Origin of the sequence: Gemmata sp. SH-PL17, assembly GCF_001610855.1 — a bacterium.
GTDB lineage: Bacteria > Planctomycetota > Planctomycetia > Gemmatales > Gemmataceae > Gemmata > Gemmata massiliana.
Map to the genome: position 1 here is coordinate 5,799,117 of NZ_CP011271.1, position 14,226 is coordinate 5,813,342.

General features: G+C 65.3%; 11 protein-coding genes. 5 read left to right on the forward strand and 6 right to left on the reverse strand.

Translation table 11 applies throughout. The annotated features are described in order from the left end of the window. The first annotated feature begins 445 nt into the window (after positions 1-445). From VT84_RS23945 to VT84_RS23960, 4 genes are all read left to right on the forward strand, one after another. Positions 446-1,684 (forward strand): hypothetical protein, encoded by a 1,239-nt coding sequence (locus VT84_RS23945; RefSeq protein ID WP_082841261.1) that lies wholly within the window; start codon positions 446-448, stop codon positions 1,682-1,684. 43 nt (positions 1,685-1,727) lie between these two features. Then, entirely contained in the window at positions 1,728-2,516 is a 789-nt protein-coding gene (locus VT84_RS23950; RefSeq protein WP_082841262.1) for a dienelactone hydrolase family protein, read from the forward strand. Positions 2,517-2,693: 177 nt separating this feature from the next. Next, the gene (locus VT84_RS23955) at positions 2,694-6,287 is read left to right on the forward strand and encodes a hypothetical protein (RefSeq protein WP_082841263.1); all 3,594 of its coding nucleotides are present in this window, start codon (positions 2,694-2,696) and stop codon (positions 6,285-6,287) included. 119 nt (positions 6,288-6,406) lie between these two features. Next, the gene (locus tag VT84_RS23960) at positions 6,407-7,372 is read left to right on the forward strand and encodes a WD40 repeat domain-containing protein (protein ID WP_052552844.1); all 966 of its coding nucleotides are present in this window, start codon (positions 6,407-6,409) and stop codon (positions 7,370-7,372) included. Here the strand turns inward: VT84_RS23960 and VT84_RS38850 are convergent. From VT84_RS38850 to VT84_RS23980, 5 genes are all read right to left on the reverse strand, one after another. Further along, entirely contained in the window at positions 7,353-7,568 is a 216-nt protein-coding gene (locus VT84_RS38850; RefSeq protein ID WP_052552846.1) for a hypothetical protein, read from the reverse strand. The two genes, VT84_RS23960 and VT84_RS38850, sit on opposite strands and share 20 nt — an antisense overlap. A 69-nt stretch (positions 7,569-7,637) precedes the next feature. Then, positions 7,638-9,164 carry a HEAT repeat domain-containing protein gene (locus tag VT84_RS23965; protein ID WP_082841265.1) on the reverse strand — a complete coding sequence of 509 codons (1,527 nt, stop codon included), beginning with the start codon at positions 9,162-9,164 and terminating at the stop codon, positions 7,638-7,640. A gap of 53 nt (positions 9,165-9,217) precedes the next feature. Then, entirely contained in the window at positions 9,218-10,507 is a 1,290-nt protein-coding gene (locus VT84_RS23970; RefSeq protein ID WP_204249636.1) for a glutamate-5-semialdehyde dehydrogenase, read from the reverse strand. A 9-nt stretch (positions 10,508-10,516) separates the two neighbouring features. Next, on the reverse strand, positions 10,517-11,365 hold the full coding sequence (gene folP / locus VT84_RS23975) for a dihydropteroate synthase (protein ID WP_082841267.1): 849 nt from the start codon (positions 11,363-11,365) through the stop codon (positions 10,517-10,519). 68 nt (positions 11,366-11,433) lie between these two features. Further along, on the reverse strand, positions 11,434-12,012 hold the full coding sequence (locus tag VT84_RS23980; RefSeq protein ID WP_052552850.1) for a glutathione peroxidase: 579 nt from the start codon (positions 12,010-12,012) through the stop codon (positions 11,434-11,436). Positions 12,013-12,156: 144 nt separating this feature from the next. On the opposite strand from VT84_RS23980, the gene VT84_RS23985 reads away from it, so the two are divergent. After that, positions 12,157-12,387 carry a hypothetical protein gene (locus VT84_RS23985; protein ID WP_082841268.1) on the forward strand — a complete coding sequence of 77 codons (231 nt, stop codon included), beginning with the start codon at positions 12,157-12,159 and terminating at the stop codon, positions 12,385-12,387. Here VT84_RS23985 and VT84_RS38855 read toward each other — a convergent pair. Then, complete coding sequence (locus VT84_RS38855) at positions 12,384-14,192, reverse strand: PQQ-binding-like beta-propeller repeat protein (RefSeq protein WP_157469778.1); 1,809 nt, start codon at positions 14,190-14,192, stop codon at positions 12,384-12,386. The two genes, VT84_RS23985 and VT84_RS38855, sit on opposite strands and share 4 nt — an antisense overlap. Positions 14,193-14,226 lie beyond the last annotated feature (34 nt).

The window sequence follows — 14,226 nt, forward strand, 5'->3', positions numbered from 1 at the left end:
TCACAAAGAGCCGTAGCCGCGATTCGGGGGAACGTGTTCCTCGGATCGCGGCTACGGTTTTTGTGTTCGTTTGGTTTCCGCACCGAGTGCCGGGTTACTCCGTTGTCTTCGTCGGCGCGTGGGTCGTCGCTGTGGCGCCTATCAGTATCGGCGACGCCCTTTTTCGCTCCGAGTCACTCGATTTACTTTTGCGGCACGGGGGATTCGACCGCGGGCGGTACTCGCTTCGCGCACCCACGGGGGCGCGTTCGGTGGGCGCGGTTCGCGCTGGCAGCTCTGGCCCCCGTAGTCGCGTGCGGGGCCGGTCCGTATCACCACCCCACGCCTCGAGCAGACGTGCGCTTGTTTGGAGGGAATACCGTTGCCGTCCGCCCGCATTCATCCCGCTGCCGCGTTTGTCCTCCTCGTAGGTGCCATTTTTGTCTTGTACTTGCCCCAGGATCGCATGGGCGACGACGTGGTGCGGTTCCAAGACATGAACCGGATTCTGACCGGTCACAAGACCGAGGAAAAGTTCTCGATGGTGGGGCCACTGTTGGCGACCCCACTGTATTACTTGGGCCGGGCGCTGGGCGAACTGGAACGGTGGGTGTGGCACTTTAACCGCGTCGTCTTGCTGACCGCGTGCGTCGGGTTCTGGTGGCTGTTTCGGCCGATACTATCTGTTGTCGAGCGCGCGCGGTTTACTGTCGCTCTGGCGATGGTCTCGATGATCCCGCACCACCTTATGTTTTTCGGCGGTGAAACGTTCACCTGCGTGGTGGTGTCCTTCGGGATGGCCGCGTTCATGATCCGGGGGGCGTGGTGGGGCGTGCCGCTCATGGTCGCCGGTGCGGTCAACTTGCCCGGGACGATGGGCGGGCTGGCGTGCGCGGCGCTGGTGCTGGTGGCCCGCACCCGGCGCCTGCGGTACCTGGCCCTGCCACCGATCGCCTTCGGTCTGTGGCTCCTGGAGAACTACGTCCGCCGCGGCGACTTGTGGTTCACCGGGTACGACGGGGACCACGGGGTGCCGACGGTGCTGCCGTACTCCGGCAAGTGGGAGTTCAGCTACCCGCTGTTTTTCGGGCTGCTCTCGGTACTGTTTTCGTTCGGTAAGGGGCTCATCTTCTTCGTGCCCGCGCTGTTCCTGCCGCTGCCCGCGGACCCCGACCGGCCCGCGGGCGACGAGGACCGGCTCCGGTGGGTGTACCGCGGGTGGATGGGGTTCATGGTCGGCGTCGTGCTCATGTACTCCAAGTGGTGGTGCTGGGCCGGCGGGTGGTTCTGGGGGCCGCGCTTCTTCCTGTTCGGGTGCTTCGTTGCGGCCCTGGTTCTCGCCCGGCGCACCGCCGGGGCCGGGCGCGCGAGCACGGGGGCCAACCTGCTGACGCTCCTCGCGCTCGTGCTCTCGGGGTGGGTCGCGTTGTGCGGGCTGGTGTACCAGCAGTCCGGGTTGATCCGGTACGTTCCGGACGGGTACGCACTGGAGTTCGTTGTTTGGTACGTCCCCGAGTGCTCGGCCCTTTGGTGGCCGTTCGTGACGCCGGTACCGTTCCAAACGCAGGACTGGGTGTGGCTCGCGGTCATTGTGACCGGGCTGGGTTACTTGGCCGGGCCGGTGCTGGCCGCGCTCACCCGGCAGTTGCCAGAATACGTGAGTGCCGGGTGGCGCACCGTGTGCGCCGGCCCGGTCCGAATCTGACCGGCACGGACCCGTCTCGCCCGAATCCTAGTGGGGAACCCAGATGAGCACGACCCGATTCATCGCGGCAGCCGCCGCCGTTCTCGCGTTGAGCGGCGCGGCCCGGGCCGCGGTCGTTACGAAAGTGGTCGACTACGAGTTCGACGGCGTGAAACTGAAGGGCTTTTTGGCCTACGACGACGCGGTAAAGGAGAAGCGCCCCGGCGTACTCGTCGTTCACGAGTGGTGGGGCCTGAACGACTACGCGAAGGACCGGTGCAAGAAGCTCGCGGAACTCGGGTACGTCGCGTTCGCGGTGGACATGTACGGCGACGGCAAAACGACCGAACACCCGGACGATGCCCGGAAGATGACCGGGCTGGTCCGCGAGAACGTGCAAGTGTGGCGCGGGCGCGCGGAGGCCGGGTTGAAGCAGCTCAAGGCGCAGCCCAACGTGGACGGCGACAAGATCGCGGCCATTGGCTACTGCTTCGGCGGGAGCACGTGCCTCCAGCTCGCGTACACCGGGGCCGACCTGAAAGCCGTCGCCACGTTCCACGCGGCACTGCCGAAGCCGACCGGTGACGAGGCGAAGGCGATCAAGGCGAAGGTGCTGGTTTGCCACGGCGCGGCCGACACGTTCATTTCGGAGGACTCGATCAAGGCGTTCCGCGGCGCGCTCGACGGCGCCGGGACCAAGTACGACTTCGTCGCGTACAAGGACGTGGTTCACAGTTTCACCGTGCCCGGCGCGGACGCGGTGAACATCAAGGGCATGAAGTACGATAAGGCCGCCGACGAGGATTCGTGGAAGAAGATGCTCGCGCTGTTCAAGGATACGCTCGGGCGCTAAAGCGATCGTTTGCCCGGTGCCGCGATATCACTGAGTCGCGGCACCGGGTTTTCGGATTGTGCCGGGCCTATTTTTCGCACATTTCTTGCTTTCGCACTTTCGACTTTCGACTTAATTTAGTATTGGCCGATGGAGTCGAATGCGCACGGTTGCGCCCGCTCGCGCAGGAGGCACCGCATGTCCGCCGAACCCGTTCCCCCGCCCCCTCGCAAGGTGCTCCCGCCCCGGAAGCGCCCGGTGCCCCCTCCACCGCGCCGGAGGCGGTGGTTCGTTCGGCTCCTTCCGCTCGTTACGCTCTTACTCGTCGGTGCGTGGTTCGCTCCCACAATTGTTGCGAAGACCGATTTGCGCAACCGGTTCGCGCGGAAAGCGCTCGCGGACGTGCGCGGGTCCGTCGAGGTCGGCGGCGCGTCGCTCGGGTGGTTCTCGTCGGTCGAGTTGCGCGACGTGGTCATCAAGGACGAAACGGGTCGGCCGATCATCAGCGCCGCGAAGATCGAATCGCAAAAATCGCTGATATCGCTCGCCCGCAACCAGGGCGAACCGGGCGAGTTCACCATTGAGAAACCGGTCATCACTGTTGTTTGTCAAAAGGGGACGACTACTCTCGAAAGTACGTTCGCGGAATACCTCAAGGAGAACACGGACCCCGCTCCGACGCGGACTCCTGTGAGTGTCAAAATTGTCGGCGGTATGGTTACGATCGTTGACGCGGAAGCGGACAAGACCACGAGCGTCGAGGACATCAACGCGAACGTTCAGATCCCCGCGGACCGGTCCGAACCGATCGCGATCACCGCGACCGCAGCAACGGGGGGCATCAACGCGGAGGCGACGATCGGCGCTACCGGCTCCGCGAAGTTCGTGACTGCGGGCTTGGCACTCGATACGTTCGCACCGCTCTTAAAGCGAATCGACCCCGAACTGGGACTCGCGGGAACGGTCGGTACCGATTTGCGGGTGACTTGGGGGAAGGATTCGGCCGGGCGCCTGGCGCTGACCGTTTCCGGAAAGGCGAACGCGGCGCAACTCGCGGTCTCCGGGCCGTGGCTCAAAGGCGATCGGCTCGTCCTCGATTCGGCCGAACTGCCGATCGATCTCGAACTCGCGGGGCGCGGGCTCCGCGTGCGCAAATTCGATCTCGCGTGCGAGGTGGGGACCGTTTCGGCGAGCGGGACGTTCGACCCGGACGAACCGGTGGAAGCGCTCCTCACGCGGGCCGGCGCATCGGTGAATGCGAAGGTCGATATCGCGAAGCTGGCTGCAAAACTCCCGAAGGTACTTCGACTGAAGGAAGGGACCGAGTTGCGCGAGGGCAAACTCGACCTCGAACTCGTGAGCCGGGCGGACGCGAACACGACCGTGTGGGACGGGAAGGTCAACACGACCACGCTTCGGGGCGTGCGCGACGGGAAATCGATTGCGTGGGAGCAGCCGCTGCAAATTGACTTCGCCGCCCGCTACGCGAAGGGCGGGCTGCCGACCGTCGATCGGCTCGTTTGCAAGTCGGATTGTGTCGCGGTGATTGCGGAGATCAATCCCGAACGGCTGCGCGCCGCCGCGACTGTCTACCTGGAAAAGCTGAGCGCCCGCCTCGCGGACTTCGTGGATCTGAAAGGCTTCACACTCGCCGGTGTCGCGGACGCGACGCTGAGCACGTACCGCGGGCGCGACGGGAAATTCAATGCGGAGGCTACCGTCGCGCTCAAGGACTTCGCGGTTCACGATCAACAGGGAAGGGGACTGAAGGAACCGGCGCTGGACTTCCGGTTCCAGGTGACGGGCGTGGCGCCCGATACCGGCACGGTGCAACTCGCGACCGCGTCGGCCGTTCTCACTTCGTCGGGCGACGAACTGCGCCTGACGCTGAGCGAACCCGTGAGCGATATTCATAAACTCGCGAACGGTAGCGCTGATGTGAAACTCACGGGCGATCTCGCACGCTGGAAGGCCCGCGTCGCAGCGGTCGTCAAGCTCCCGGACTTCCCACTCAGCGGTTCGATCGATGCCGGCGGGCGGGCGAAATTCACCACCGACAACGTAACCATAGACCGGCTCGCGGTTGTACTCACGAAACCGAAACTCTCCCGCTGGATCGCGCTCGACGAGCCGAAAATGGACGGGGTCGGCGATCTGACGTTCGCGCGCGCCACCAGCACCGCAACCATCGCCAAACTGACGATCAACTCCGCCCCGCTCTCGGTCACTGGGGGTACGCTCAGCTTCGAGCCGCAAACAAACGGTGACGTTGCGATTAGCGGCATCGGGCAGTGCGTCGCTGATCTGAATCGGCTCGGGAAGGTCGTGCAACTGTACGTCGACCCAAATGGGTCGGACGCGCTCAGTGGTCGTGGGACCGGTCCGCTCCGATTTCGTTCGAGCGGCGACACGACGACTTTCGGCGGGACGCTGGACGTGACCGACTTCGGATACGGCCCGAAGGACAAGTACGTCTGGTTCGAGCAAGCATTGCATCTCGAAGCGGATGGTTCATTCAGCAGCGCCTCGGACGCGGTCACGATCAAGAGCGCGAAGGCCGAGCGCCCCGGCCTGGTCGTCGACGCGAAGGGCAAGCTCGAAAAAATCAGTGACACGCGCGACGTGAACTTCAACGGCACGCTGCGCTACGACTGGGACAAACTGACACCGCTAGCGCGCGGGTTCGTCGGCCCGACCTTCAACGCGACCGGTAGCGGTTCGCGCGGGTTCTACCTCGCGGGGCAACTCGAACCGAACGGCCAGAAGGTGGCCGCCGTTCCCGTGCCTCCGAAGCCCGAACCGAAGACCGGTGGGCCGATCGTTCTGAAGGCACCGACAGCGAACCCGCCCGCGCCCAAAGCTCCTGCGGCTCCAAGTGGCCCGAGCCTCTTCGCCACTTTGGACGGCGAGGTCGCGGTCGGCTGGCACTCGATGCGGGCTTACGGCTTCGACATCGGTACCGGCGAACTGAACGCGAAGATGGCGCGCGGGGTGGCGAAGGTCGCGCCGCTGGAGGCGACCTTCGGTGGCGGGAAAGTGAAACTCTCGCCGACTCTGGAACTCGGCACTACCCCGGCGGTGATGACGCTCGCGAAGGGGAACGTGATCGACCGCGCCAAACTCACCCCGCAAGCAACGGCCAGCGCGCTCGGGTACGCGCTACCCGCCATCGCGAACACCGGGGAGGCTTCGGGCGAAATCTCCGCGAACATTGAGGACGCCCGTATCTCGCTCGCGGACGTCAATCAGACGAACATGAAGGGTTCACTCGTGATTCACAAGGCCACAGTGGGGTTCAGCCCGGTGGTCGCCCAAATCGCGACGGTGCTCGGTGCGAAGGCCACCACAATGACCCTCGTGAACGACTCGACCGTGCCGGTTCAGGTTGCGAACGGGCGGGTGTACCACCAGAACTTCGCGATCCGCATTTCGGGCACCACGTTCCACACGAACGGCTCCGTGGGCTTCGATGACACGCTGGACCTCATCGTGGACGTGCCGCTGCCCAAGGAAATGCCCCTGCTCAAGAACAATCCCGTCTTGATGAAAGCCGTCGCGGGGAAGGTCGTGAAGGTGCCGGTGAGAGGGACGCTGACGAAACCCGAACTCGATCCGAAGGCGTTCAACGACGCAGTAATTGCACTGGCCCGCGAAAGTGCGAAGGACGTGGGGAAGGATCTGCTCGAAGGGGAACTCCGCAAGTTGTTCCCCAACATGCCCGCGCCCGGCACGAACCCGAAGCCCGGTGGAGGGATATTCCCGTTCGGGCTGCCGTTCGGAAAGAAGCCGTAACCCCGGTTAGTTGTTTCATTTCGACCGGCTCTGATCCCGGTCGTCGAATTGGGTTGTCTTCCGCGCGCGCAGTGCTCACAATGTCGGTCCCGCCCGAATTACTCTCTGAGATCCCTGCTATGACCCGCCTGCGCTTCGCACTTTTCTTCGTTGGCATTCTCTCCACAATGTCTTCCGCCGGCGCCCAACCGACTCCTCAAAAGGCGCACAGCGCGCTCGTTCACTCGGTCGCGGTGTCGCCCGACGGCAAGACCCTGGCGACCGCCGGTTTCGATAACGTGGTGAAGCTCTGGGATCTCGCCTCGGACGGAACGCTCAAAGAGAAGAAGGCGCTCGCCGGACACACCGGGCCGGTGTACGCGGTCGCGTTCCACCCCACCGACGCGAAGCTCGTTGCCACCGCGAGCCAGGACAAGACCGCTCGCATCTGGGACGTCACCGACGGCAAAACCAAGTTCGAGCTGAAGGGCCACACCGACATCGTGGACGCGGTCGCGTTCAGCCCGGACGGAAAGACGCTCGCCACCGCCGGTGCGGACAAGTCGGTGCGGTTGTGGAACCCGGCCGATGGTAAGGAAATCAAGAACCTCGGCGCGCACGACGGGTCCGTGTACGTTGTCGCGTTCAGCCCGGACGGGAAGACGCTCGCGTCCGCGGGCGCGGGGAAGGACAGCCTTATCAAGCTCTGGAGCGTGAAGGACCAGAAGGAACTGAAGCAGCTCAAGGGGCACGAGCAACCGGTGACGTCGATCGCGTTCGCGGACGACAAGGTGCTGGTGTCCGCGTCGATGGACCGCACGATTCGCGTGTGGAACGTGGTGGACGCGAAGGAAACGAAGAAGCTCGGCCCGACCACCGACGACCCCTACGCGATCACGTGGTCGGAGAAGGCGAAGACGGCGGCGGTGTGCGGCTACTCGGGGCAAATCACGGTGTGGGCGCTCGATGCGGACAAGCCGAAGTTCACGAAGGCGATTAAGAACCCGGGCTACTGCGTGGCGTTCGGTCCCGACGGGAAGTTCGTCGTCACCGGCCACGATAACGGGACCGTGGCAGTTACTGCTGTCACTCCCACGGGGAAGTAACTAACTCGGCGGGTGGAGAAGGTGGTTCGATCACGGACGGTTGGAACGGTGGATTCGCGGGGACCGGATCACGCGAGAGCCACACCGCCCGTCCGCGTCGCAAGAGCGGATCGTTCGTGTAGGGCTTCTGCGCGAATCCGCACCCGACGAACGAAAGACCCGCGCAGAGCATCGCGAGGCGCGCTGCGATTCGCATTCGACCCCCCGCCTCGCCAGGTGAATCCTCCGTATTTATCGGCGCGCGGGGTTGGGGAAGTTGAGCGGATCAGCGGGCGAAGCCGAAGAGACGCTCGCGAAGGGATTCGAGAGCTTCCGCAGCGGCGAGTGCGGTGTCCGGGTCGCTCGATTCGGCCGCGGTTTCCAGGTCCGGCCACGCCCACGACAATTCTTCCGCCGCAATGCGGGCGGCAGCGTCCTGGCGGATCGCGGGTTCCTCACTGTCCAGACCGGTTGTGATCTCCGCGAGCGCGGACCGTTCGCCCAATCGCGCCAGCGCGGACACCGCGGCCCGGCGCGTCTCCGTGTCCGAATCCGCGCGTGCGGCGCGCAGGGCACCCACAACATTATTTGGGTCGAAGGGCGCCCACCAACCCAACGAACCAATGGCCGCGTTCCGCAGCGCCGGGTTCGTGGCGGTTGCGGTCCGCAGTAGCACGCGCTCGGCTTCGTAACAGGCGTGCCCTCGCAGCGCCGTAAGAACGACCGCGGCGCGCCCGTGGTGCCGGGCTTTGCGCGAGTAGTGCGCGGCCTGCCCCGCGAGGACCGGGCCGACCACGGACGAGTGCGACCACTGTAACGCGCGAATCGCGTCCGTCCACCACGGCGCGCGGCGATCCGGCAGGTGCGGGAACAACTTCGTCACGTCCGCGCGCAACTCGAACAGGCACCGGAGCGCGACGCCCTGTTCGTCGGTGTCCGCGCTCGCGAAGCGCGCGAGTAAGCGAGGGGAGGCGCCCCCGAGCCAGTTCAGTCGGTGTTCGGAGGTGCCCCCGAGTCGCACTTCCTGGCGCGCGGCCAGCGCGCGAACGTCGGGCGGAACGAACCGCGCCCAGTGCCCGAGGCGCCGGAAGTAGCGCTCGGCTTCGATCAGGGCGCTAGTGAGCCACGGGTCGGCACACAGATCGGCACGACTCGTCAGGTCGGCGAGAGTATCGCCCAACCCGGCCTGGATTAGTGCGGGCGTCTCGACCGCGCCCGTCCGCGTTGCGCGAGCCGCGGTGGTGAGTGCCTGGAGCGCCCGACGGCTCAGAGTACGGTTCGGGTGGCGCAGAACTGCGGGGAAGTTCGTGAAACAGACCGCTTCGGAAGCGAGCACTGCGCCTTGCGGCGAGTTGCTCGCGGTCTCGGCACAATGGAGCACGGTCGGTAGTGCTTCCGCGTAGTTCAGCCGGCGCAGAGCGGACGCGACGTCCACCCAGTACCACGCGCGTTCTACCGGATCGGGCGTCAGTTCACGAGTGAGTTGGCGCTCAAGAAGGCGGGCGGCCGCGGGCGTTCCGAGGTCCGTGAGCGCGCGCACGCGGACGGCGAAATCCAGTCCCGCGTGCAATTCGCGTTCGACCAAGTCGGCGCGCCCGGCTTCGAGTAACTCGCGGAAGTGAGTTTTCGTTTTTTCGCACGCGGACTCGCCGAGCAGTCCGCCGGCCTGGAGGTGCCGGTGCTGGCGGTCCACCGCGGCGATGGCACGTGGGAGCGCCCGGCTCGGCAACAGCCAGCGCCGCGGGCGCGGGTGCCGGTACGCGCGCCAGAACAGCACGCCCGCCACAACGAGGATCAACGCGCCGTAGATCATCTGTCACACCCGAAGTAGGTCGGCAGAGTGCCGACTACGCCGTCGTGCCACCGTTACTCGCGCACGTGACCGTCCCCGGTCACGATGAACTTGTACGTCGTCAGTTCGCGCAGCCCGCACGGTCCGCGCGCGTGGAATCGGTCCGTGCTGATACCAATTTCTGCGCCCAAGCCAAGCTCGAATCCGTCGTTGAACCGCGTGCTCGCGTTCACCATCACCGCGGCGGAATCCACCCGCTGGGTGAACGCGCGGGCGGTGCTGATGTCGCGCGTGATGATCGCGTCCGTGTGGTGCGAGCCGAACGTTTCAATGTGCCGCGCCGCTTCATCAAGGTCCGCGACCACCTTAACCGACAGAATCAGGTCGAGGTACTCGGTCCGGTAGTCGTCGTTGGTCGCGGGCTTCGCGTGGGGTACGAGCCTCTGGGTTCGTTCGCACCCGCGCAGCTCGACCCCCTGTTTCGCAAGCGTAGCACCAATTTTGGGCAAAAACTCCTCCGCCACCGCCGCGTGAACGAGCAGGCTCTCGGCCGCGTTGCAGGTACCCGGGCGCTGGCACTTCGCGTTCACCACGATGCGCTCGGCAATCACCAAGTCGGCCGCGGCATCGACGAACACGTGGCACACGCCGTCGAAGTGCTTGATGACGGGCATCCGGGCTTCGGCCGCGACGCGCTGAATCAGTGATTTCCCGCCGCGCGGGATCGCGAGGTCAATGAATTCGCTCATCGCGAGCAGGTGCCCGACGGCTTGTCGGTCGGTGGTCGGCACGAGTTGGACCGCGTCGGCGGGTAACCCGCACTGTGTTAATTCATCGCTCAACAGCCGGTGCAGCACCGTGTTCGAGTGAATCGCTTCTTTCCCACCGCGAAGAATGACCGCGTTACCACTTTTCACGCACAGCGCAGCCGCATCTGCTGTGACATTGGGCCGTGATTCGTAAATGAAGAAGACGACACCCAGCGGTACGCCGACCTTCAGTATCTGGAGCCCATTGGGGCGCTGAGTGGCTTCCCGCACCTCTCCCACGGGATCGGGTAGTGTTGCGACCTGGCGCAACCCCTCGGCTGCAGATTTGATGCGCTTCGGGTTCAGCGTGAGCCGGTCAATAGCCGCGGCGTTCAGACCGAAGCCGGGCGCGGCCTCCACGTCGCGCGCGTTCGCCGCGAGCAGTTCGTCCTGGTGCGATTCGAGTGCGTCCGCGGCGGCGAGTAGCCAGCGGTTTTTCGCCGCCGTCGAAACCGTCGCGAGCACGCGGGCCGCGGTCTTCGCGCGCTGCGCCAGTCCCAGGCACAATGCGCCTAACTCGTCTTGGGGAGCGGAACTCGGAGGGAGAGCGGACACGAGAGAGCCTCAGCGTCGGTGTTGATCGATGGCTTCGAGTAGGATCGCCGCATCCCGTGCGCCTGCCACATCGTGGACACGCAGCACGTGTGCGGTCCCGCGTGCCGCAGCAAAGGACGCGATCGCCAGCGACCCCGGGTCGCGCGCGGCCAGTTCGCGCCCGCAGAGTTTTCCGATGAACCCCTTGCGCGACACGCCCAGGCATACCGGGCGCCCCAAACCCGCGAGCGAATTCAGGTTCGCGAGCAGTTCCAGGTTGTGATCGAGCGTCTTGCCGAAGCCGATGCCGGGGTCGAGGCACACGGCTTCGGGTGGGATACCGGATTCCCCCAGAACCCGCAACCTCTCTTGGAGGTAGTCCGTTACTTCTGAGACAACGTCGGTGTATTGCGGGTTCAGTTGCATCGTGGTCGGATCGCCGCGCATGTGCATGACCACCGCGCCCGCGCGGAACATTTTCGCGATCTCGATCATCGCCGGGTCGCGGAACCCGGACACGTCGTTGACGATCGCGGCGCCGGCTTCGAGGCACGCCAGCGCGACCTCGGCCTTCATCGTGTCCACGGAAATCGGCACGCTGGTGCGCGCCACCAGTTCCGTGACCACGGGAACCACCCGGCGCAACTCGTCCGCGAGCGAAACCGGCTCCGCGCCGGGGCGCGTGGACTCGCCGCCGATGTCGAGGATGTCGGCGCCCTCCGCGACGAGGCGCAGGGCGTGTGCGGTCGCGGCTGCCGTATCGCGGAAGTTCCCGCCGTCGGAAAAACTGTCCGGGGTGACGTTTACGATACCCATCACCAGCGGGCGCGGGCCGATGTGGAGCGTGCGGTCGCGGAAGTGCCAGGTGAGCGGAACCATACCGGGGACTCGGGAAGCCAGCGCCGCGGTGCGGCCCGTGACTTCCCGGTCGCTACTCTCCTCGGTGCTTACTTGGCCGGTTTATCGAGTTCGGCCTTGATCGCCTTCACGAGTTCCGGCGCGTTCGGCTCGACCTGCGGCTTGAACCGCGCGACCACCTTGCCGTCGCGCCCGATCAGGAACTTCTCGAAGTTCCAGCTCACCTGTTCGACCTTGCCCTTGTCGTTCGGGGTGGCCTCGACCAGCGTCTTGTACAGCGGAACCTGCCCGTCGCCCTTCACGACGACCTTCGACAGCATCGGGAACGTGACCTTGTAATTAGTGTCACAGAACTTCTTGATTTCTTCGTCCGAACCCGGTTCCTGCTTGCCGAACTCGTTGGCCGGGACGCCGACCAGCACGAACCCGTCCTTCTGGTACTTTTCGTACAGTTCTTGCAGCCCGGTGTACTGCTTGGTCAGCCCGCACGCGCTGGCGACGTTCACGAACAGGACCACCTTGCCCTTGAACTTCGACAGTTCGAGGTCCTTGCCATCGATGTCCTTCATCTTGTAGGCGAGCGGGCCGGTCACCTTCTTGTCCTCCGCGTGGCCGACGACCGTGAAACTCGCGAGCGCGGCCACGGCAGCGACGAACAGCACCTTCATGGGTCGATCCTTTGGGTGGGAAAGGGTACAGAAACGGGGACGGCACTTGTGTAGATGGCGGGACGCGGCGTGCTATTCACCGATCCCGCGGCGGGATTAGGGGATCGGGTTGTTTGAACCCTGCCCCGACGCTATGCCCGGGGTATGAAACGTCTCGTTCTTTGCGCGCCTCTGGCGCTACTGACCGGGTGTACGAACGCCCCGATCGCGGGGTTCCTTGATAACTGTTTCCCGAGTCGGGCGAAGAGCGACTCCCCGCCCCCGTCGGTTCCCGACCCGCGCCCGGGCGGGAACTCGGCTCCCCCGGGGCCGGGGCCGAAGCCGGATAAACCGTTCCCGGACCCGGATCTCGGAACCCTACCGAAGGGCAACTAGCGGCGGACCGCGCGGATCGCTTGCAGCCCGTCCTTCGACTTGTACTCCCAAACGATCTCGCCCGACGGGTCCACCTCGATCGCGCGCCCCGAGCCCCCGTTGCCGTAGTACATGAACCCGATGAGGGTGTTCCCGTTCGGCAGGCGCTGGCACGACGACGCATTGTTGGTGTCGTACTTCCAGACTTCCTTGCTGGTTTTTAGATCGTACTCGACCACGCGGTTGGACTCGCACACCAGGATCTTGTCGTCGCCCACCGAGTCGATGGACTGGTACTGTTGGAACCGGCCGAGGGTGAGCGGTTTGCCGACCTCTTTTCCGTCCTTCGCGCCGACGCGGAAGACGTTGGGCTGGTTGTTACCGTTGAACTGGGTGATGAACACCACGTCGCCGTTCGGCATCCGGTGCCCGCCCATGATGTCGTACTGCTGGCGCGTGTAGAGCCAGACCTGTTTCATGTTTTTGTCGTACTGCACCACCTGGTTGCGCGACACCACGACCATCCCGCCGTCCGACATGAGGTCGATGTTGAGGGGGTAGTTCACGCTCGTGCTCTTCACGATGCGCCCGGTGGAGTCGCGCTCGGTGAGGCGGTTCGCGTTCTGTTCGGCGATGATGTAGTTGCCGTTGGGGAGCTTCTTCACGTCCGTCGGATACGTCAACTGGTTGACGCCCTCGGCGCCGATCTTCACTTTCTCCTTCTGGTCCGGTCCCAGGGTCACGAGCTGGAACCGGCCGAAGTTGACGTCCTGCTCGATAATGTCGGTGTACCCGGTGATGCGCGGGGTGAACGCGAACGCCACGAGATCGAAGCCGTTGGCCTTCTCCTTCCACCACCCGGCCCAGGCGTCCTTGGCCTTCGTGAGGGACTCTTCCGATTTACCGAACCGCGCGTTGGGCTTGCCGTCCCCGGCCGCCTGGAGGAGGAACTCTTCGAGCTGCCAGATCCGGCCCCGGGGCAACTTGGGGATCATGTCGATGAGCGCGGGGACGAACTCCTTTTCGCGACTGGTGAGCAGCAGCGCCCACGTCCCGCGGAACTTGGCGTCCACGTCGGGCTCTTTGGCCAGGGCCGCTTTCACGAGCGGGAAGGCGTCCTTGATGCGGATGCGCTCCGCGGCCGGACCGCCCTCGATGAGCGCGACGTAGGCCGCGGACCGGCAGAGGACCGACTTGTCGTCGAGCGCCTTGACGAGCGCGGGCTCGGCCTTGCCGCCACGGACCGCGAGTGCGACCAGTGCGACCTGAATCTCTTCGGCCACTTCGTCCGAGTCCGCCAGCGGGAGGAACCCGAGGAGCGCGGCCGCGGCCCCGTCCGGCTTCAGTTTCGCGAGGGCGCGGGCGGTGGCGACCGCGACCCGGGAGTGCGGCACCTTCTCCATGCGCTTGAGCGCTTGCCGCGCCCGGTACGCGACCTCGGCGTCCGTGTTCTTTTCGGCCGTCTTCAGCGGCCCGATCGCGGCGGGGCCGAACCTCTCGACATCGGCGGTCGCCTTCACGCGCTCCTCGAAATCGTCGGCCCCGAACCGGGCAATGACCTCACCGATCTTGTGCTGGTCCTCTTCGGTGAGCGTGCGCTGCTTCAAGTAGTCGATGAGCGGTCCCGCTTCGGTCGCGGACAGCCCGACTTCCTTGAGCGCGGACTCGTCGGTCAGTTGGGTGTTCGTGGTGGTAGTCGTTCCACCGGCTATTGGGCGGGCCGGGCGCTTGATCGGCACCGGAACGGGGTCGTCCCCGCGGACCGGAACGAGCAGCAGCGCGGCGAGCGGCAGTGCGACGGCGAACAGCATCCCGTGGCGACGCATGGCGGTCTCCGGGGTAGACGGGCAACGACGCTTT

Coding starts and splice junctions, on each gene's coding strand:
- VT84_RS23955 (WP_082841263.1), top strand. CDS start 2,694: ATGTCCGCCGAACCCGTTCCCCCGCCCCCTCGCAAGGTGCTCCCGCCC.
- VT84_RS23960 (WP_052552844.1), top strand. CDS start 6,407: ATGACCCGCCTGCGCTTCGCACTTTTCTTCGTTGGCATTCTCTCCACA.
- VT84_RS23985 (WP_082841268.1), top strand. CDS start 12,157: ATGAAACGTCTCGTTCTTTGCGCGCCTCTGGCGCTACTGACCGGGTGT.
- VT84_RS23950 (WP_082841262.1), top strand. CDS start 1,728: ATGAGCACGACCCGATTCATCGCGGCAGCCGCCGCCGTTCTCGCGTTG.
- VT84_RS38850 (WP_052552846.1), bottom strand. CDS start 7,568: ATGCGAATCGCAGCGCGCCTCGCGATGCTCTGCGCGGGTCTTTCGTTC.
- VT84_RS23965 (WP_082841265.1), bottom strand. CDS start 9,164: ATGATCTACGGCGCGTTGATCCTCGTTGTGGCGGGCGTGCTGTTCTGG.
- folP (WP_082841267.1), bottom strand. CDS start 11,365: ATGGTTCCGCTCACCTGGCACTTCCGCGACCGCACGCTCCACATCGGC.
- VT84_RS23980 (WP_052552850.1), bottom strand. CDS start 12,012: ATGAAGGTGCTGTTCGTCGCTGCCGTGGCCGCGCTCGCGAGTTTCACG.
- VT84_RS38855 (WP_157469778.1), bottom strand. CDS start 14,192: ATGCGTCGCCACGGGATGCTGTTCGCCGTCGCACTGCCGCTCGCCGCG.
- VT84_RS23945 (WP_082841261.1), top strand. CDS start 446: ATGGGCGACGACGTGGTGCGGTTCCAAGACATGAACCGGATTCTGACC.